The following is a 19,924-nucleotide window of genomic DNA, read 5'->3' on the forward strand; positions in this document are numbered from 1 at the left end:
TTGCTTTATATAACTATTGTCGTAGTTTGCAATATCACAGCAATTATTGCGAATATAGCCTCTATTATCCATAATATTATAACTACTTGATATTCTTTAAAATGCCCAATTTTCATCACAATGTGCGTTAACGAATTAGGTTTTTCATCCCAGTATAGTCTGCCCAAGGAATCTACTTTACCAAATGAGACTCCCTTAAATCTAGTTCTTGCCTTTAAAATGAATTCGATAACGTATGGTACATATAGCACAGCTAAGGCTGTATACATATATCCTGCAATCCCTATTGCTCCAACTAAGGCTCCTATGAAATAGGTTCCTATATTGCCAGGGAATACTTTAGCTGGATACTTGTTAAATAGTAAAAATGCCATTAGTGCAGAAAGAGCAACAAGTGAAATAAGACCTGCTTGGTATGTTGGACCACTGCCATGTGATAAGCCTATATAGGCGAATGTTGCAAGCATTATTATACCCATACCTGCCCCTAATCCGTTTAGACCCTCTAACATATTGAATGCATTAGAGGCTATAGTTAGAGCAAATGGTATTATAATAACATAATAAAATATTCCAAAATTCACCTGCCCCAAAAATGGTATCGATATTACGGAGTGACCCACACTATAAACCACCAGTGGAACTGACGCGAAAATCGGCAAAAACGCTCTTATGGACTGTCGTACATTAAATATGTCATCTAATAAGCCAAGAAACGCTATTAAGAGAGAAGATAATATTACTGCTGGTATTACTCTTTCACTTCTAACATCAGAAACTAACAAGGTAAAAGCACCTGCAACAAACCCTGCTATCACACCTATTCCTCCCATTAAAGGCACTTCTGGCTTATTTGGTTTATTTATATCCTTGCCTACAAATCCACTTTTCCTAGCTTGTTTGATTACCCAAATCGTAGATAAATATCCTATTAAAAAAGATATGAAAACAGACAATATTACAGATGCTGTGTTCATTCACTTTCTCCTTTTAATCGTAAACTGTGCTAGGTATTTTAAAGCCTTTTCAGCAGTCTCATTTGAAACTGGAATTTTACTTAAATTTCTTATTGCAAGATCAGAATATTTTTCGGCTAAATCATATGCATATTTCAATGAATACTCTCTTATTATTTCAGCAACTTTTTCTAGCTCGTCCTTTTTAGCATCTTTGTTTCCAAGTACGGAAAGTATAATTTTTCTCTCGCTCTCCTTAGCCTCCCTTAAAGTTTTTATTACTAAAATTGTTTTCTTACCTTCTCTGATATCACTGTATACTGGTTTACCTAATTCTTTTTCATCAGCGATAATTCCTAAAATGTCGTCTACTATCTGGAATGATATACCCAAATTTAATCCGTATTGTAGAAGATTCTCAATTACCTCATCGTTAGCTTTATTTATTATTGCTCCTAATCCTGCAGAGCAAGAGAACAACATAGCAGTTTTTTTCTTTATCATTTCTATGTACTCATCTTCTGTTACGTCATCTCTATTCTCAAACATCATATCCATAGCTTGACCTTCAGATATTATCTCTATTGACTTAACGAACAGTGAAAATGCTTTATAGAACGTCTCTGCGTCTAAACCCTTTAGTGACTCGTTTAATACCTCAAACGCTTTTGCGTGTAAGTAATCGCCAGCTAGTATAGCCATAGGCTCTCCCCATTTTACATGTACCGTAGGTAGCCCTCTCCTCAAGTAATCTCTGTCCATTATATCATCATGAACTAAAGTAAAAGTATGAAGAATCTCTACAGACGCTGCAGCCTTATATGCTCTCTGTCTATCTCCTCCTATTAGGTCTGAAGATGAAACTAACACTAATGGTCTAAGTCTTTTGCCACCGGCTGAAAATAAGTGAAGGGAGGCCTCCTCAAGTGTTTTAATGTCACTTCTCACAAATTTTCTTATTTCTAAGTTTACATTCTCAATTATACTGTTAAAATACGAATCTAATTCAGTCTGCATTTTTACTCTCCTCTTCTAATTTTCTCATATATAGATAAATTTATCCCTCTATATTCTACCCACTCCCTGAGCTTACCTAAAATTACTATGCTAGTTCTTTTTAATTTGCTAATATCTTTAGAACCAGTAAGCATCATAGCGGCTTTTAACTCAAATATTACTTCTTTAAAGAACTGCTCTAAGCTCTCTCTACCTTCTATAGTTCTCTTAAGAACAGGTAATGCCATTCCTGCGATATCCGCCCCAAGCGCTATTGCCTTAGCAACATCAAGTCCATTCCTAATACCACCACTCCCTATTATAAAAGCATCAGGTACAGCATATCTGACTTCCATTATAGAGGCTGCTGTAGGAACACCCCAATCTAGAAAAGCCTTTGCGCTTTTAGCCTTCCAATTACCCTTTCTTATGTCTCTTATCATTTCTATCGCTATCCAATTTGTACCACCTTGGCCAGACGTATCGAAGTTCATTATACCATACTGGTGAAGAAGCTTAGCTGTCTCCATCGAAATTCCATTACCACTTTCCTTAACTATAATAGGCACAGATAACGCTTTAGAAATGTCCCTTAATTTTTCTAATGCGTGTATCTGATACTCTGGTTCGCCTTCTGGTTGAAAAACTTCTTGAGCAGGATTTAGATGAACAGCTATTGCATCAGCCTCTATCATCTGAATAGCATCTTCAAATTCTCTTAGACCGTATCCTTTAACAAGCTGAGGCATTCCCAGATTAGCTACAATTGGAATAGTAGGTGCTACCTTTCTAACTATAGTAAAACTCTCTCTAGCCTCGGCTTTTTCTATTGCAACTCTCTGACTCCCAACCCCCATGGGAATTCCAAATTTTTCTGCTACTTCCGCAATAATCCTATTTATTCTTCCTAATTCAGTTCTCCCTCCTGTCATCCCTGTTACCATCACTGGCGCGTCTATCTCCTTTTTAAAAAATTTAGTTTTAGTATTTATTTCGTTAAATGATATACCAGGAAATCCTTGATGAACTAAAATTACATCGTTCAAGAATGTTGTAGATGACAAACCATCTACGTTCTCAAAGGCAGCTATTTCAACGTGCTCTACCTTTCTATTTACTATGTCAGGCATTTATCTTACCTCTTACTAGAGTACCTATATTATATCCCTTTAATGCTAAATATATGTTTCCAGTTTTGCCGCCATTAAAAATTACAGCATCCATATAATTTTCCAATATCTTCTTTACCTTAGAATATATTCCACCAGTAACGTCATAACGTTCTCTTTGAATTACCATTCCAATCTCGTTTACACTGCTTATCTCACTTATCACTTTCCCATCTTTTCCTAGAACTCCATCTTTATCTATAGCGTAGAGCAATTTAGCATTTAACTTTTTTGCAATCTCTATACTTATATCGTCGGCGGAAATTATAGAACCGTCTAACCTAATATCGCCATAGATCAATGGTATCAAATCACTATTTATAGCTTGACTAACTATCTCAAAGGAGTAAAACTTACCTGGTATACTGATAATTTTTAAATTCTCCCTTAAGAGCTGTTTAGTTACCATATAGTTCAATTCCTGCATGGCTTCTGAAGTTCTTACAATTACCATATCATCAACTATCGATGCTTCGTAATGACCAAAGCTACCTCCACCATGTAACAAAATAACCTTAACGTTAGAATTTTCATCAACAAATTTCTTAATTTCGCTTGCCACGTTTCTTAATACATCTAATCTTATACATCTAGGTAAATCCTTACATGTTATTAGACTTCCTCCAAGCTTGAGAACTCTATAAGAGTAACCCAATTCAGATCCCATATCCACTTCCAACTTTTAATATAAAGATAGGGTAATGAGTAAATTGCACTCCATAACCCATTTTCAACTTGAATGAGATCAACTGATCTACTTTCAGCATACTCTACGGGGAGAATACCAACTAGATGTATTAACGAATTATCCATGTATCTGGGATTTTGATCTAAAGGGAAAGAAGAAAGTGTCTTTATCACAATTTTCTTTAATGAAACTTCTACTGGCTCCTCTCCCTCTCGATAAAGGATTTGAGCATCAAGCTGCTGTGCAGTTCTAAGTGCTTTAACTAGATAATTCTGGGGAAATAGAGCTTCATCTATCAGATGAAGGATCTCAAATTTCTCTTTCTCATCTATGGGAATTCCGCATTTACGTATGGAATCCTCTGCTATTTCATTAGTGATATAAATATAATATGAAGAGAAAGGAATTGAGGCATCCCATTGCTTCTTCTCACTAGCACATTCAAATCCTATTGCTTCATTAAATTGTGTTAAAAAATCATCAATTATATCAATCTTTATGAAATTATTTGAAGGTTTAACTATTGCGTCTAAAACTAAAATTGGATTATTTACGCCTTTAAGCGGAATACCAAAAAAGGGGATTTTAACTTCCAAAACGTGCTGCAAGATAGCCCACAACTGAATCCTTAGGTCCTGAGGTATCGCCCGATGTTGCATGCTTTAATATGTAAGCTTTCTTATTGAACTTCTTAGCTAAAATTAAGTTAACCATTATTGGAGCGTAACCACACAATGTCACATCCTTTTCCTCAACTACCTCATATAATCCCTTATAATCTAATTGTTGAATTTTCTCTATTGCCTCTTCATCCTTTTTCAATGTAACCTCGTGTGGATCATAGTGATTCATATCACTACTTGCTAGTACTACTATATCTTTCTCTGGATTCTTCTGAATAATTTTGTATATAGCATCTGCTAAAAATTCAGCAATTTCAGCAGTCTGCATCATTATAACAATTGGAACTATCTTAAAGTCTCCCCCAAAAAAGTACTGCAAAAAAGGCAGTTGAACCTCTATGGAATGCTCATATAAATGCGCTTTGTCATCTAAATCTATTACCTCAGATTCTTTCACTAATTGCATTAACACTTCTTCATCTATTTTTACACTACCTAAAGGAGTCTCCCATTCTCCTTTAGGCCAGGCAGAAACGTAAGAACCCAAGCCAGTATGATTAGGTCCCAATATTATTACCGTATCCGGCTTTCCTTCTGAGACTAGATGAAAGTAAGAGTGAGCAGCTACGGGACCACTATAAATATAACCTGCATGAGGCACTATAAAAAACAAATTATCCCTTTTCCTATTCTTTTCGGTTGGCAACTGAGGAAGAAAGCCAGGGCCTACCTTATGCTTAAAAGACCACTCAATTTGAGCTTTTAGTTTATTGGGTTCTCCCTCATAAAACGAACCTGCGACCGCAGGTAACCTCTTCATTGAGCTAGCCTCATTTCGAATTCATTTATTGGCACTGCTAAATCACCGTCTGGGGGTATTATCCTTCTTTCTCTAAGTACTTGTCTCGCTAATAGCCAGTATAATAATGCCAATGACTTCCTACCTTTATTATTAGCTGGTATTATGACATCAATAAAATCTACTTTAGCGTCAGTATCCGCAAACGCAACTATTGGTATTCCTACTTTGGCTGCCTCCTTTATTGCTTGTGTATCTGTCCTTGGATCAGAAACGAGTAATACTTTTGGTTCAAGATATGTTGATAAATGTGGATTTGTAAACGTACCCGGTATTATTCTTCCTACTAATGCTTTACCACCTATAACCTCAGCGAATTTCTGAACTGGTCTGTACGCATATGGTCTAGCTGCTACTGCAACTACATCTTGAGGTTCATATCTTGCTAGGAATTTGGCTGCTACTCTTAATCTCTCGTCAATTTTCCTAACATCTAAAACATATAAACCCTCAGCCCTTACCCTATATACAAACCTCTCCATGTATCTAGTACAACTATGAGTACCTATATGAACGCCAGCTGAAAGATAAGTTTCTACTGGTACCAATAGTTCTATTATTGTTCCTTTCTCTGACTTCCTTAATTCCTCTTTCTCTGCCTCGGTTAATTCTCCTCCTTTTTCTTCTCTTTCACTCAATATTACCCACCTTTTCAAATTGGTCTGGTGTAATGGATTACTTCGTTAATTATATCAATATGAGATAAAAACATTCTCCTACAACAGTATCTTTTTACTCCTAACTCATCAAGTACTTTAGCTGGATGATCTCCAGCATTTACTCTCGCTATAAATGGCTCCCACTTATCTGCAATTAACGAACCGCATGTAAAGCATCTAACTGGGATCATCATATAAAATCACCTATACGATTTCTGCCTCCATCTCCTAGCACTATATCTCATCCACTTTTCAGACTCTGTTTGCCTTGGATCTCCAGCTAACATAGTTCTATCATATGACCTATAAATTTTCTTAAGCTCATCACTATTTGTAAATTTAACTAAAGCTCTCGCTAAAGCCATTCTAGCAGCATCTGCTTGTCCCATTATTCCCCCACCAGTAGCTACTATTTTAGCATCTATTTTAGATCTGACATCGTTACCTGCAAGCAATAATGGTTCCATTATTTTTAGCCTAACCATTTCTATTGGTATCAACTCGACCGGCACGTTGTTAATAAGTATTCTACCCTTACCTGGGAACAGATAACATGTCGCCCTAGCCATTTTCCTTCTAGCACTAGTAATAATAACTTGCTGTTGTTGACTCATGCGTTCCACCCTAATTCTTTTGCAACTATTTCTACAGTTACATACTTACCTTTAAGTCTACCCACATCAGCATCTTGAAACCTTATATATTGCTTCCCTTCAAACTCCTTTGGAATCCCAATATATATCTTCACATTCTTTAACATTCTGCGTCCTTTACTGCTCTTAGGCAACATTCCCCTTATAGTCCTCTTAACTATATTTATAGGTGATCTAGGCCTCCTAATACCATTTTTGTAAGGATTAAAAAGTGTCCTCACTGTTAAAAGCAACTTATAGGACTGTACAACTCGGTTTTTATCGCCGCTTATGACCGCTTTCTCAGCATTTATTACAACTACTTTTTTACCCTCCTTTAACAGCCTAACTATATTACTCGCCATTCGCCCTAAAATTTGTCCTTCAGCATTAATTATTACTAATTGTTCTTGAACTTGCTGACTCATTGTTTCATCAACCTCACAGTCTTACCCTTAAAATCTTTAAAAGTTTCTAATGCTTTGTTTATGCTCATTACTTCTCCTCCAGCTGTCCTAATTTTTTCTATAGCCGATCTGGAGAAATCTAAAGCTATCACCGTAACTGGATGATCTAACTTACCTATTCCCAATACTTTTCCAGGCACTACAATTACATCATTAGGCTTACTGTATTTGTTTATTTTATATAAGTTTATATAAGGCCTCTTCCTAGAAGGAGATGACAATTCCTCTGCAACTCTTCTCCACAACGGTCTTTTAGCTTTCTCCAACTTTCTAATAAGTTTTCTAACCATTATGTTTGTACTACCTGTTACCTTCATTTGACCACCTCTAACAGTTTCTTCTCCAATTCTTCAACCTTTCTTATAATGGTTTTTCCAGCCTCTAATAAAATTCTCTCTGGTTTAAGAGAACCAACACTTTCGAGTTCAAAAATGTATTTGTCTTCAACTGAGGATATTTTAATTGAATCACAATATCTTATACACTCCTCACATAAAGTACACGCTAATTCATTCTTTACATATAACTTGCCATCTTTTAATTCGAATACACCTTCTGGACAAACTTCAACAGCTTTATCACAATTACCTATAACCTCAACTTTAGGATAGTATCTTACAACAGCTACTGAAACTGGTATAAACTTAGCATGTTCTTTCCCATATCCAAGCCTTAATCTAGCCTCAAGGGATATTTTTTGATTTGAGCCCAATAGTACAATTGGAATATCTCCGCTTACTGGAACTACGGAAGGATCTTCTGATTTAATATCTTTAGAATAGACCATTTTAGGCCCATTTATAGCCTCTGCCTCAATATAGATCTTAGTGAAACATTTCTCACAATTCTCTGTACATTCAATGCATTCTTCTGGCCATCTATATGTATCAAGCGCATCATCAGAGGAAAAGGGAATTAAACCTAATCTATGAGCTAAAATTTCATCATACAAAGGACTATTGTTTTCAATAAAATAAACATCATCAACTGCCATAACTGGAACATATAACATTGCCGCTCTTCTAATAGCGTTGACAAACTCTAGAGGATAATTCTCAAAAACAATATTCATACGCTTATCGTCCTTATATAATAAATTAATTGGCATGGATGAGCCGCCTATACTCTTCTTCCCCTTCTTCCACCGGGTCTTCTTATAGTATCATGAGGAATAGGCGTAACATCTTCAATTCTACCTATTATAAACCCTGCTCTCGCTAATGCTCTAATCGCTGGTTGTGCACCGGGTCCAGGAGTCTTACTACCATATCCTCCTGGTGCTCTAACCTTTATGTGAAGAGCCATTATACCTTTTTCAAGCGCGTCACTAGCTGCTTTGTTAGCAGCTAACATTGCAGCATAAGGTGATGGTTTTTCTCTATCAGCCTTTACTACCATTCCACCACTGGCTCTAGATATGATTTCCGCTCCACTTAAGTCACTAATCGTTATCAAAGTATTATTTTGAGATGCATAAATGTGTGCTACTCCCCATCTAATTTCACGCCTGCTTGACATTTACTTCACCCCCCGATTCTTGAGATGAGACTAGTGGTCTTGACTTGAAAGGAGATGTAACATAATAATCTATTAAGTTTTCCTCATCTACACTTACAATATATCCTGGAGAGGTAACTCTTTTACCATTAACTGCAATATGCCCATGAACTATTAATTGCCTAGCTTGATATATCGTATTAGCTAGTCCTTTTTTAAATACTATTGTTTGCAATCTTCTCTCTAACAAATCCTGCTCTGTTAAGCTAAGAATATCATCTACCGTAGCAGTTTCTTTTTTCAATAACCCAATTTTTAATAATTTGCCCACTAACTGTTTTTCTCTAACTGCCCTTTCTGCAGGCGGTAATGCTAGTAATGATCTAGCCTGGTGCCTAAATTTCCTAATTATAGACTGTGCTATCCAAATCTCCCTTTTATTTCTTAATCCATACTTTCCTAATAGCTCTTGCTCATAACTAAGCCTATCCTTTATCCAAGGATGACCAGGGCTTTCCCATTTTTTCCTACTTTTTCTCGGATCTCCCATTTATATCACCTTAAGAGGACTTCTGCTGTTGAGATGACTGTTGTGCTTGAGGTTGAGCTGCCTTCTTTCTAGCAACACCTACAGTCATTCCAGTTCTCCCGGTAGTTCTTGTTCTTTGTCCTCGTACCTTTAAACCTAATGAATGTCTAACTCCTCTCCAACTCCTAGATTTCTTCTCTCTCTCTATGTCATTTCTTACGTAAAAGATGAGATCAGAAGTGACTAAATGTAGATCGGATCCGCTCTCATAATCCTTACGCCTATTATAAATCCAGCTAGGTAAACCCTTAATAGTGTGATCAGATAGTGTTGATTCTATCCTCTTTAAGTCAGCATCTGACAATTCGCCCAATCTCGCATTAGGATCCATATTTAACATACGTATTATGGCTTTAGCCGTATTGTATCCAATTCCTTTCACCATAGCCAATGCATAAGGTAATTTCATAGTTCCATCTACATCTTGCCCAAAAATCCTGACAACGTACTTAAACTGTTGACTCATTAAGTATCAGCTTGTATGGTCTATGTAAAACTAGTTTTTAAGTTTTTCAATACGTTATCCATTTTTCTTTTAGCCTCACTTATAGCGTAATCTAAGCGTTTTGATATATATTCAATAGTATAAGGAGAATAATTCCCTATGTACTTCTTTATGGGAGTATATGGGCTCTCTCTGAACTGTGGCTTTAACTCTCTACCATTATATGTCATTATAGGGTATTGTTTTAGATCATCAACATGCCCTATAATTTCACTTTTAATTCCGTACTGTTTTAGTTTTTCCATAACTAAAGATGGATTATCTGTAAAAATCAGTATTGAATCAATTGAAATACCAAATGGGTCTATGTTAAGCTCTTCTAACATCTTCTTTACTTTTGGATTTATTAATGATAGGAACTTTTCATCATCAATAACGAAACTTAGGTTAGTCATCTTAGAAACTTCAAGGGCATCAGCTCGTATTCCACCATTGGTTACGTCCGTCATAGAGTAAACGACGCTTGGTAGATAATCTCTTACTACCATACAAGCAATTAAGTCATTTACGTATAAAGTTTCTGAGACTATCTCTGGCATTCCGTTGTAAATTGCAGTAGTTGCAATTGTACCTCCACCACTTCCCTCTGTCATTACGATCTGCAATCCTTTTCTTATTCTCCTTCTTAAGAAGTCCTTTGATTTCAGTATACCCACAGAGCCCACTGCGCCACTTATTCTGTCTCCTAAAACCAAATCTCCGCCTATTCTCAATGTACTTCCTGCCAAAATTGGGATTTCTAATGCTTTGCTTATAGTGAAAACACCAGCTTCAAAGTCAACTAGCATTCCTACATCACTATCGTCAGAGAGATGTATGTCTACAATTAATCCTATGGGATACGCGCCTTTAACTAATATATCCCTTAATGTAGCTCTTGTAGCGTAGAATCCCGCTAAGAAAGGAAAATAAGATAATCTTGAGTGAATTCCATCAATGGATACAACTACGTTTTCTCTTATTCCTGCATCATCAAATTCCTCAAGCTGTTTACCCACTAACTCAAATAGTTTAGAATGTATCAAGTTGTCCCCTAGACCTCTAGATCCTAAACCAGCATCACCTGCAGTTACGGCTGTTTTAGGGAACCCAAATAAGTTATCAGCCTTCATGGAGTTAATGACCTCGGTTAATATTACATTCGCGATTTCTTCAGCATTGTACTTATTTCCCTTATAGAATTTAATTTCCTCAATAAGCTTTTCTTTAGCTTTGTCGATATTTGGATAAAGCCTTCTTACAATTCCTTCTAGGTCCATTAACGTAAAATTCGGTATACAAATAATTAATATTTCTCTCACTTAGTTGAATGCTGACTGAACGCCTTTCCTATACAATTATGTAGTAGAGATATTTAATACTATTTAAGTTATTTTCTCAGACTCAGTTGAAATAGTTCAAGACGAAAATTAAGGACGTTTTTATCGTAAAAATATGGGATAATAATAGCTTTTTTAGTAGTTATAACGTAATAAATATGGGATAAAATTTGCCTCCTACAAACAGACCTTCTTTTGAAAGATTATATGATTGTGAAAGTGAAACTTGCATTCAAAAGTTAGTTGATGAATATATTTTCAATTTAATTTCAAGCGATAACAATAGTTCTCCCGCCTTTAAACTACTTAGAGATGAAGATAATGAACGTAAATTTATATTAAATGAGAAAGTAATGTTAAATAGCTATCTATTTATTAAAGTTCTTTTGAGAAGAATACTGGAAACTGACTTAGATTTCGAATACGTAGTAGATGATCTTGAGAAAAAGTTGGGGAATACACACCCTGTTGTTCTCTTCCTAAAACAATTTAAAGATGATTAGTGCTTTTTTACTTAAACTTCTGTTTAGTTTTTGGGGAAACTGATTATGAGTATCGATGAAAAGTTACATCTCATAACGAGAAATACCGCTGAGATTATAACTGTAGACGAGCTGAAGAAAAAAATAGAGAATAATAATAAATTAAAAGGCTACATAGGTTTCGAACCAAGTGGATTATTCCACATTGGATGGCTAATTTGGACTCAAAAGGTAAAGGACTTGATAGATGCAGGAGTTAATATGACCATATTAAGAGCTACATGGCATGCATGGATCAATGATAAACTAGGCGGTGATATGAATCTAATTAAGATGGCCGCCGATTATACGATAGAGGTAATACGAAATTATGGAGTTGACGTCTCTAAATTAAACATAGTAGATGCTGACGATATGGTTAAAGACAAGGATTATTGGGCTTTAGTTATAAAAGTGGCAAAAAATGCTAGCTTGGCTAGGATAAAGAGAGCGTTAACTATAATGGGAAGAAAAGCAGAAGAAGCTGAGATAGACGCTTCAAAACTCATATATCCTGCTATGCAAGTGAGTGATATATTCTATCTTGATTTAGATATCGCATTAGGTGGTACAGATCAGAGAAAAGCTCACATGTTAGCAAGGGACGTAGCGGAAAAAATGGGCAAAAAAAAGGTAATATCAATACATACCCCACTTCTAGTAGGTCTGCAAGGAGGACAAAGAATGAGTATAGTAGAAGGGATGGATGAGGATGATATACAAGCTGAAATAAAGATGAGTAAGTCAAAACCAGAGTCTGCAATTTTCGTTAACGACAGTAAGGAAGACGTTGAGAGGAAGATTATGGGCGCGTACTGCCCTAAGGGTGTAGCGGAAAATAACCCAGTACTCCAAATATTGAAATATATTATATTCCCACGCTATAATAATATAAAAATAGAAAGAGATATTAAATATGGTGGAGATGTAGAATTCAGAAGCTATGAGGATCTGGAGAAAGCGTACATTGAAGGAAAAATTCACCCAATGGATTTAAAGAGGGCTACTGCGAGAAAATTAAATGAAGTACTAGAACCCATAAGAAAAAGTTTAGAAAAGAAAGTTGAATTCGAAGAAATGATTCAAAAAATATCTAAAAATGTCACAAGGTAATGTAAAGGTGAGTTTCCAAATGAAATACAATATAAGATTAAAATTTGAAGTAGAGGGTATAGTTGAAAAAACCGACGTAATAGGTGCAATATTCGGCCAGACTGAAAACTTATTTGGTGATGAATTTGATTTAAGGGAATTACAAGATAAAGGAAGATTAGGAAGAATCATAGTAGAAGTTAAGACCAAAGGCGGTAAGAGTGAAGGAGAGGTAATAATACCATCTAATCTAGATAGAATAGAAACCGCGTTAATTGCGTCGATGGTAGAAAGCGTAGATAAAGTAGGGCCATATAACTCGAAGTTCGAACTAGTAGAAATAGAAGATATACGTGCTGAAAAACTCAAAAAAATCATAGAAAGAGCAAAAGGAATCTTATCAAGTTGGAGCAAAGAGAGATCTTTAGATATTAAAGAAGTATTAAACGAGATAAGCAGTGCGGTCAAAGTCGGGGAAATAACTGAGTATGGACCAGAAAAATTACCTGCAGGACCAGATGTAGATAAAGATCCTAATCTAATAATTGTTGAGGGAAGAGCAGATGTGATAAATCTGCTAAGATATGGTTATAGAAACGTAATTGCAATTGAAGGAGCTACATCAAGAATCCCAGAAACTGTAATTAATTTATCAAAAATGAAAAAAACAGTAATAGCTTTTCTAGATGGTGACCACGGTGGAGATCTTATTCTAAAAGAATTACTAAGTAATAATGTCAAAATAGATTTTGTTGCCAGAGCTCCAGTAGGAAGGGAAGTAGAGGAATTGACTGGAAAGGAAATAGCAAAGGCATTATCTAATATGATACCACTATCGCAATATCTAAAGAAGCTTCAAGAGGCAGAACAAGCTATTGCTAAAAATATAGCAAAGGAAGAAGAGTCTGCACGAGTAGAAACTAGCCAATTAGTTCAAATAGCATTACCACAAAATATTTTGGAGGAAGTCAAAAAATTACCGGGTACATTAGAAGGAGTTCTTTATGATAGTAATTGGAATTTGATTGAAAGAGTTCAAGTAAGAGACATAATACCTAAATTGGAGGCCTATCAAGATAATAAGGTATCTTATATAATATTTGACGGAGTGATTACACAACGATTATTAGACTTAGCATCTCAAAAGAACGTTAAAATGATAATAGGAGCAAGAATAGGAGGAATAAATAAAAGACCGCAAAACGTTGATATATTAACGTTTACTGATATCATTTCTTCTTAGATGATCCGAAGAAATCTAAGATATCCGTTATACTAGTTTTTTTAAGCTTTTCTTCATCAACTCCAAGAGATCTAAGTAGTCTTGAAGATTCAGATAAAATTTGGTTAATATAGTATTCTATATCTATCCTGTTTTTCTCCTTAATTAAAAAATACGGCTCTGCCCTATCTGCAACTCTCCCAGCGCCCTTAACTATTACAAAGCCTATCTTTGAACCTACACTAACAGGGTAATTAGCACTAATTGCCTTTTTTGCTGCAACAATGTGAGGAGCGGTGGTTTTACTCGTAGCCAGGTCAGTATCTATGTATCTCCAGGTTACCAATTCTTCAATGCTATATTCTCCTCTCCTTAATCTTATCATAGTGGCTCTTACTAACTTTATAGCTTTTGTAACATCTCCATCAATTAATATTGTCTCTACTATTTTTCTTTGTAAGTCTTTAGTTAATTCACAGAGATTCTTATTATTCCTTTGTAATCCTACAATATCTATTTTATTCTTATCTGTTAATCCCACAAATCTTCCAAATTTATCTATTATTAGTAAAGTTTTATAGATTTTCTGTACCTCTATCTCTAAGCCATATAGGGAATTTAACCTGTTTACTAATTCAACTAATTTATCGTTAGATCCTTTTACGAATATCGATCTATTATCAGCATATATTATTTCAAATCCAGAATTGCCGATCAAATTTATCAGTGTCCTAATAGTATGTTTGCCCCATTCTTCTACTGCTTCGGATATCTCCTTTGAGTACCATCGTGAGTTTACAAAATTAATATAATCATTGAAATTATTTAGAATCATCTTAATTGCTCTCAATTTGTTCTCTAGCTCACCTAAACTTTCACCAATATCGCCTTTTTTCAGTTTTTCTTCAGTAATTCGCATTACATTATCCAATTTATCTAGAATTAATTTATAAAAACTCGGAGGTTCTTTTCTAAATTTATAACTTGAATCTGGCGATAAATAACAATTCTCACATAAATCTTTGATTAAAGCGTCTGGACCAATATTAAACTTTCTGATTACTGAAGGATAGACTGATGTCACGTCTAACACATAAACGTGTTCCTTATGAATTCCAATTTTAGGTTCTATAAGCAAATCACTCTTTTTCAAAGAATCCTTACTGACATTTACGTTTTCCACCTTAGTTGGAACTAATTCTCCGAGTTGAATTGCCTCTCTTATCACTAGCGATTCAATCCTACTTCCCCAACTAGCTGATGATAACTGATCTAAAGGCAGACCAATTATTTTGACTAATTCCTCATACAAGGGAAGCAAAGAATTGCTTAATAGGTAAATAGATTTAGCGTTATCTAAGCTATATTGTTTTACTAATTCCCTATTTTTAATATCGTCCCAATATTTAGATATCTCGTACCAATTTAATATAGTTCTTTTAGATTTAGGAATTATATTTAAGTAATCTGCGACGTCGATCAAATCTTTATTTTCGGTTCCTAATATGTCTGCAATCAAATCTGCAAGATCTACGTTAAGTCTTCCTACTATCGAGTAATGACCATATGTACCTTGACTTACTTCAGTACCTATCTTTCTTCCTATATCAAGTTTTATTCCTAATGTTTTCGCTCTATCTAAAACGTAGCTCCAATGGAAAAAATTTGTATTATATCCAACAATTAGATCAGGGTCATATTCTATTACCTTACTAACGAAATTCCTTAAAAGCTTTAAATCGTCTTTAGCGTCATCCACGCTTAACTGCGTACTTCCATCTCTTCCCCACAAACTTATTAGTATTATTGGATCTTTTCTAGGATTTGGAGAGCCGTACTTATTATAGATTTGTATGTCAATTGCAAGTATTTTCAGTTCTGGTATCTTACCCTCATATCTAGAAATAATCTTATTTAATTCATATACCTTAGGTGTACGCATATCTCCTGATTTAACTTCACTTACCTCAGCAGTAAACCAAGTGAAATGTCTAAGATTCATATCAATTGAATATCTCATAGTAAAACGAATATCTGCATCAAAGATTCCTTTTACACCATTTATTTGCGCGATTATTTTTCTATATCCCCTAATTTGCGACGGTATTAATGTTTGTAGCATTAAAGCATTTACTACATTATTAAGGTATCTTTTTTGAACCTTATTTATTGAAATTAAGCCGATTTTTCTTATATTTTCAATGATTTCATTCTCATTACCCTCATAAGTCACATAGAAATATGGTCTAAAATTCTTCTCTAATACGACACATCGATTTCCTTCCTCATCAATGCCCCAAATGTAAACTATTGGTTTATCATCTTTTATCTCATAGGAGAAGTCTAATATAAAGAAATTCTTTATCATATATTACTAATTAATAGTGAGGGTTTTTAATCTATTTAAAATTTTGATACTCAGTCTAGAAATTTATAATATAAATTCTTTATCATAACAAAGGCATGTTTGCCTCTTCCGTAATAATTTTTACGTAAATAAGATATTATATACCCATTAGTGTAATAGAAAGAAATAGCTGACAAGTTACTTATACTAACTTCAAGATAGGAATATCTTGCCCCATTTTGTTTAAATCTTTGTTCAATTTCATTTAATAATTCACTACCGATACCTTGGTTCCTATATTCCGGCTTTACAGCTATCGAGACAATGTGACCTCTATACCCATATTGAATTATACCTATAACGTACCCTACTACCTTATCTCCATTTTTAGCTACCAAATAAAGCTTGCTAGCCAAAAATAGATATGCCCGCAATAATGAATATGGATAAGGATTATCAAAGCTTTTTGATTCTATTTCGTATATTTGATTCAAATCAGCTTCTGTCGCATCAGCTATAATTACCATGATCAATAAATTATAGTTGTGAGGATATTAGAATTTGATGAAAAACGTCAAGCAATGAGACTACACATAGAGTCAGAAGACGACTTATGGCTATTACACCTAATTTTAGAAAAAGGTGATAGTGTAGTAGCGAAAACAACTAGAGATGTAGGATTGGGAAAAGAAAGTCGAAGAGTGCCAATGACTATCGTACTCAAAGTCGACTATACCGAATTTCAAGAATTCACAAATAGATTGCGAATACATGGAATAATAGAAGACGCTCCAGAAAAATTTGGCATTAAGGGGGCACATCATACAATAAACTTGGATATAGGTGATGAAATAATAATTATAAAACAGCAATGGAATAAATATGTAGTAGACAGACTTAAAAAACAAGCTAGTAAAAGAAGTAAAGTTTTAATTGCATTGGTAGATTTCGACGAATATTTAATTGCTATTCCATATGATCAAGGAATAAAAATACTTTCAGAAAAATCATTAAAATCACTAAGCGAAGAAGAAGGGGTTATTGAGGAAAATGCTAATGAAATAACTAAGGAACTTGAAATTTACATAAGTCAATACAATCCGGACGCAATACTTATAGCAGGCCCGGGATTTTTTAAGGAAGAAGTTGCAAAAAAATTAGGCAATATAATTAAAAATAAAAAAATATACGTTGATAGTGTTTCATCTGCTTCTAGGGCTGGGCTTCATGAAATACTGAGGCGCGAAATCATAGATAAGATAATGACAGATTATGAAATTGCAATTGGGGTAAAACAGATGGAGAAGGCCATGGAACTTTTAGTCAAACAACCAGAGTTAGTAACTTACGGCATACAACAAGTAAAAGAAGCGTCACAGTTGGGTGCTGTACAAACTGTTCTAGTCATAGAGGACTTTTTATCCGCAGACGAGCAACAAAGGCTGGAAATTGAAAAATTATTGGAGGAAATAGAAAGTAAGAAAGGCGAAATAATACTAGTACCTAAAGAATCACCTATATATTACCAGTTAAGAAATCTGACCGGTATACTAGCTATCTTGAGATTTAGAATAAATTAACTTTTCCGATACTCTTAATCTCCTAGAATCTGGATGCTCTTCGACTACATAAATTTCGTCTATTAATTCCTTGTATTCTGCTATTATATGATTAATAAGAGATGGAGATGTTACATATTCATTTTTACTGATAGGTGATCCTAAGTCCTCTAGATCTGGTACCGGCATTCTCACTCTAACTATTGCTCTTACTATTGTTGCCTCATTAGTGTATTCTTCATAAGGTTTAGAGTTGTATTTAATTATTCTAAAGAATCTACTTCTTGTCTCAACGAGATCCTTATATATAGAACTACAATAATGAACAGTTATTCTTCTTTCTTCTTCAAATCTCTTTAAAACGTCTAAAGCGGTCTCAAAACTACCTTTTACACCAGTTATACCATGTTTGGCATGAAATCCTTTACCATTTAAATGTAAATAATTTCTGGAATTTAACTCCAATTCGTTTAAGTTAACAAATTTTACATTATTTTCAATAGCCCACTTTATAAGCTTGATTATCCTATCATTGTCATTAGGAATAGCAGGTAATTCTAAGCCAACATCAATATTATATTTTAAAGCAACCCTTATTGCATTTAGATATTGTTCTTTAATAGGGTGAAAACGTATTTCGTCTAACCCTGCCCTAACTAACTCCCTCATTACATCATCATTAACGTATCGTCCTGTGGTGTATAGGTGAATATGAAAGTCAGAACCAAATTCGTCCTTTAATGTTCTAATTAATTCAACTAATCTGTCTATTTTAAGAATAGGATCTCCACCAGTTATTCCTGCACCTAAAGCCTTCATTCTATACGCTTCATATATTACGTCCATGACATCAACTACTTCGCTTTCATTTGCATATATTTTGTCTTTTCCAAATCTATCTTCACTTACAGGGCAATAATAGCAGTTATCATCACATTCCCCTGTTATAAATAGAACTAACTTTGCTCCTAATCGACATAACTCGCATCCTTTAGGTAATTTGCCAGTATAAAGGCCTATCTCCGGATTTCCTGTAATACTCAATTATTTCCTCCACTTTCCTTATGATATTTTGATTTTTAACTTCTTTCTTTATCTCTTCCAACTGTCTTATTGCCTCATTTCTGTTTAGGGGCTTATTTGACTGAAGTTTTTGAAAGCCCTCATTTCCGCCCTCTGGAAAGTACCAATCCTTAAACCAAGTAAATCCAGCTGATAATAACGAAAAACCTAATGGAGTTTCAACGGGGTGGTTACCAACATATAACATATTGCGCGTTTCTTCATCTCTAATATAAGTTACAAATAATTTTCCTCCCGGAGGTAGGAAATTGTATATAACTTTAAATAAATTCGCTTCCGCTTTTTCATTTCTTAAATAAGGATAATAGTCTATTTCTAGCCATGGTGTATAATAATCTCTGCCTTTAAAATAATTACACTTACCTATCAGTCTTCCATCATCTAAAAATAGGTCAAAGTATATAAGTTCCTTTATATGGGTGTTTCGTACATTTTTTATTTCTAATTTATGATTCTCATTAACACGTTTACCATTTAGCTCAAGCATTTACCATCCTCTTAAAAAACTTATTAGTTTTGTATATTTTGTTAAATGCGTCATATATACTTTCATTTCCATCTAGGTCATATCTTAAGAATATACCGCTATGTCCTCTTTCTGATCTTTTTAGCAGCAAATTCTTTCTTTCCATTATGGTATCTAGGGAAATTTTAAGCAATTTTGAGGCATAATCCTCATTTCCATCCAGCTGAATTTCCATATGTCCTTCTCTAGTTGGAATAATTAACATCAGTTTTTTATTAACACCTGCTACTCTCTTATTTTCCAAGAGACCCTTAAGTTCTATCATACCGCCGAATGCATAAAATTCAATTTCTGTTCGTCTTAGTTTTCCTAAAGGAAATGATACAACAATTTTTTCCTCTTCATCAAATGAAAGGTACGCCTTAGGCACAGAATTAGGGGTCGCTTGAATAATATATTTATGGTGCACTTTTAATGTATCCAATATGATATAATTTGGATTAAATACAATGACGTCTATGTCACTTTTTTCATTAACGTCACCTCTAGCTACAGAACCGTAAACGAAACCTTCCATTCCATAGCGTTTCAATAAGTTTAAGACTTCTATAGCTGTGGTCCTTTTTTGGCTTAAAATTTGCCAATGTTCCTTAGTATACTCTATTTGCACATATT

At 34.5% G+C, this 19,924-nt stretch carries 25 protein-coding genes; 4 read left to right on the top strand and 21 right to left on the bottom strand.

Annotation, left to right across the window (positions count from 1 at the left end; all coding sequences use genetic code 11):
- Positions 1-5: 5 nt before the first annotated feature.
- From V6M85_RS10120 to V6M85_RS10195, 16 genes are read right to left on the bottom strand one after another with little or no spacing between them, the layout of a single operon-like run.
- Positions 6-977, bottom strand: a complete 972-nt coding sequence (locus tag V6M85_RS10120) for a glycosyltransferase 4 family protein (RefSeq protein WP_338599545.1) — start codon at positions 975-977, stop codon at positions 6-8.
- Positions 978-1,973: a geranylgeranyl diphosphate synthase gene (gene gds, locus V6M85_RS10125; protein ID WP_338599547.1), complete on the bottom strand. Its 996-nt coding sequence runs from the start codon at positions 1,971-1,973 to the stop codon at positions 978-980. It abuts the gene before it with no gap.
- 2 nt (positions 1,974-1,975) lie between these two features.
- On the bottom strand, positions 1,976-3,082 hold the full coding sequence (fni, locus tag V6M85_RS10130; RefSeq protein WP_338599549.1) for a type 2 isopentenyl-diphosphate Delta-isomerase: 1,107 nt from the start codon (positions 3,080-3,082) through the stop codon (positions 1,976-1,978).
- On the bottom strand, positions 3,075-3,794 hold the full coding sequence (locus V6M85_RS10135; RefSeq protein WP_338599552.1) for an isopentenyl phosphate kinase: 720 nt from the start codon (positions 3,792-3,794) through the stop codon (positions 3,075-3,077). The genes fni and V6M85_RS10135 overlap by 8 nt, the downstream gene beginning before the upstream one ends.
- The gene (locus V6M85_RS10140; RefSeq protein WP_338599555.1) at positions 3,734-4,468 is read right to left on the bottom strand and encodes a hypothetical protein; all 735 of its coding nucleotides are present in this window, start codon (positions 4,466-4,468) and stop codon (positions 3,734-3,736) included. The genes V6M85_RS10135 and V6M85_RS10140 overlap by 61 nt, the downstream gene beginning before the upstream one ends.
- A complete protein-coding gene (gene amrB / locus V6M85_RS10145; protein WP_338599558.1) occupies positions 4,395-5,252 on the bottom strand; it encodes an AmmeMemoRadiSam system protein B in 858 nt (285 codons plus the stop codon). Before amrB ends, V6M85_RS10140 begins: the two co-directional genes overlap by 74 nt.
- The gene (gene rpsB / locus V6M85_RS10150; protein ID WP_338599561.1) at positions 5,249-5,929 is read right to left on the bottom strand and encodes a 30S ribosomal protein S2; all 681 of its coding nucleotides are present in this window, start codon (positions 5,927-5,929) and stop codon (positions 5,249-5,251) included. The genes amrB and rpsB overlap by 4 nt, the downstream gene beginning before the upstream one ends.
- 14 nt (positions 5,930-5,943) lie before the next feature.
- The gene (locus V6M85_RS10155) at positions 5,944-6,144 is read right to left on the bottom strand and encodes a DNA-directed RNA polymerase subunit N (RefSeq protein ID WP_338599564.1); all 201 of its coding nucleotides are present in this window, start codon (positions 6,142-6,144) and stop codon (positions 5,944-5,946) included.
- Positions 6,145-6,150: 6 nt separating this feature from the next.
- The gene (locus V6M85_RS10160) at positions 6,151-6,564 is read right to left on the bottom strand and encodes a 30S ribosomal protein S9 (protein WP_338599567.1); all 414 of its coding nucleotides are present in this window, start codon (positions 6,562-6,564) and stop codon (positions 6,151-6,153) included.
- Positions 6,561-7,010 carry a 50S ribosomal protein L13 gene (locus V6M85_RS10165; protein ID WP_338599570.1) on the bottom strand — a complete coding sequence of 150 codons (450 nt, stop codon included), beginning with the start codon at positions 7,008-7,010 and terminating at the stop codon, positions 6,561-6,563. Before V6M85_RS10165 ends, V6M85_RS10160 begins: the two co-directional genes overlap by 4 nt.
- Positions 7,007-7,366 carry a 50S ribosomal protein L18e gene (locus V6M85_RS10170; RefSeq protein ID WP_338599573.1) on the bottom strand — a complete coding sequence of 120 codons (360 nt, stop codon included), beginning with the start codon at positions 7,364-7,366 and terminating at the stop codon, positions 7,007-7,009. Before V6M85_RS10170 ends, V6M85_RS10165 begins: the two co-directional genes overlap by 4 nt.
- Entirely contained in the window at positions 7,363-8,157 is a 795-nt protein-coding gene (locus V6M85_RS10175; RefSeq protein ID WP_338599574.1) for a DNA-directed RNA polymerase subunit D, read from the bottom strand. The genes V6M85_RS10170 and V6M85_RS10175 overlap by 4 nt, the downstream gene beginning before the upstream one ends.
- A gap of 11 nt (positions 8,158-8,168) precedes the next feature.
- The gene (locus tag V6M85_RS10180) at positions 8,169-8,567 is read right to left on the bottom strand and encodes a 30S ribosomal protein S11 (RefSeq protein WP_338599577.1); all 399 of its coding nucleotides are present in this window, start codon (positions 8,565-8,567) and stop codon (positions 8,169-8,171) included.
- The gene (locus V6M85_RS10185; RefSeq protein ID WP_338599580.1) at positions 8,551-9,096 is read right to left on the bottom strand and encodes a 30S ribosomal protein S4; all 546 of its coding nucleotides are present in this window, start codon (positions 9,094-9,096) and stop codon (positions 8,551-8,553) included. Before V6M85_RS10185 ends, V6M85_RS10180 begins: the two co-directional genes overlap by 17 nt.
- Positions 9,097-9,106: 10 nt before the next feature.
- Entirely contained in the window at positions 9,107-9,601 is a 495-nt protein-coding gene (locus V6M85_RS10190) for a 30S ribosomal protein S13 (RefSeq protein WP_338599582.1), read from the bottom strand.
- A gap of 20 nt (positions 9,602-9,621) precedes the next feature.
- Positions 9,622-10,899 carry an AIR synthase related protein gene (locus V6M85_RS10195; protein WP_338599585.1) on the bottom strand — a complete coding sequence of 426 codons (1,278 nt, stop codon included), beginning with the start codon at positions 10,897-10,899 and terminating at the stop codon, positions 9,622-9,624.
- Between the two features lie 230 nt (positions 10,900-11,129).
- Between V6M85_RS10195 and V6M85_RS10200 the strand changes: the two genes are divergently transcribed.
- Genes V6M85_RS10200 through dnaG form a run of 3 tightly spaced genes read left to right on the top strand, consistent with a single transcriptional unit; the run spans position 11,130 to position 13,815 of the window.
- Positions 11,130-11,462, top strand: a complete 333-nt coding sequence (locus tag V6M85_RS10200) for a hypothetical protein (RefSeq protein ID WP_338599587.1) — start codon at positions 11,130-11,132, stop codon at positions 11,460-11,462.
- A gap of 45 nt (positions 11,463-11,507) precedes the next feature.
- A complete protein-coding gene (locus V6M85_RS10205; RefSeq protein ID WP_338599590.1) occupies positions 11,508-12,593 on the top strand; it encodes a tyrosine--tRNA ligase in 1,086 nt (361 codons plus the stop codon).
- A gap of 19 nt (positions 12,594-12,612) precedes the next feature.
- Positions 12,613-13,815 (top strand): DNA primase DnaG, encoded by a 1,203-nt coding sequence (dnaG, locus tag V6M85_RS10210; protein WP_338599591.1) that lies wholly within the window; start codon positions 12,613-12,615, stop codon positions 13,813-13,815.
- Here dnaG and V6M85_RS10215 read toward each other — a convergent pair.
- Both V6M85_RS10215 and rimI read right to left on the bottom strand, forming a co-directional pair.
- Complete coding sequence (locus V6M85_RS10215) at positions 13,802-16,162, bottom strand: DNA-directed DNA polymerase (protein WP_338599594.1); 2,361 nt, start codon at positions 16,160-16,162, stop codon at positions 13,802-13,804. The two genes, dnaG and V6M85_RS10215, sit on opposite strands and share 14 nt — an antisense overlap.
- 50 nt (positions 16,163-16,212) lie before the next feature.
- Positions 16,213-16,668, bottom strand: a complete 456-nt coding sequence (rimI, locus tag V6M85_RS10220; protein ID WP_338599597.1) for a ribosomal protein S18-alanine N-acetyltransferase — start codon at positions 16,666-16,668, stop codon at positions 16,213-16,215.
- Positions 16,669-16,686: 18 nt separating this feature from the next.
- Here rimI and V6M85_RS10225 point away from each other — a divergent pair, with 18 nt between their 5' ends.
- The gene (locus V6M85_RS10225; RefSeq protein WP_338599599.1) at positions 16,687-17,721 is read left to right on the top strand and encodes an mRNA surveillance protein pelota; all 1,035 of its coding nucleotides are present in this window, start codon (positions 16,687-16,689) and stop codon (positions 17,719-17,721) included.
- Here V6M85_RS10225 and V6M85_RS10230 read toward each other — a convergent pair.
- The 3 genes from V6M85_RS10230 to V6M85_RS10240 are packed head-to-tail and all read right to left on the bottom strand — an operon-like array spanning position 17,692 to position 19,919.
- A complete protein-coding gene (locus V6M85_RS10230; RefSeq protein WP_338599601.1) occupies positions 17,692-18,744 on the bottom strand; it encodes a radical SAM protein in 1,053 nt (350 codons plus the stop codon). The genes V6M85_RS10225 and V6M85_RS10230 overlap by 30 nt on opposite strands.
- Positions 18,692-19,270, bottom strand: coding sequence for a DUF1122 family protein (locus tag V6M85_RS10235; RefSeq protein WP_338599603.1), 579 nt, complete (start codon positions 19,268-19,270; stop codon positions 18,692-18,694). The genes V6M85_RS10230 and V6M85_RS10235 overlap by 53 nt, the downstream gene beginning before the upstream one ends.
- Positions 19,263-19,919: a nucleotidyltransferase domain-containing protein gene (locus tag V6M85_RS10240; RefSeq protein ID WP_338599606.1), complete on the bottom strand. Its 657-nt coding sequence runs from the start codon at positions 19,917-19,919 to the stop codon at positions 19,263-19,265. Before V6M85_RS10240 ends, V6M85_RS10235 begins: the two co-directional genes overlap by 8 nt.
- Between the last annotated feature and the right edge of the window lie 5 nt (positions 19,920-19,924).

Origin of the sequence: Sulfolobus tengchongensis (assembly GCF_036967215.1) — an archaeon.
In the GTDB taxonomy this organism is placed as follows: Archaea; Thermoproteota; Thermoprotei_A; order Sulfolobales; family Sulfolobaceae; genus Saccharolobus; species Saccharolobus tengchongensis_A.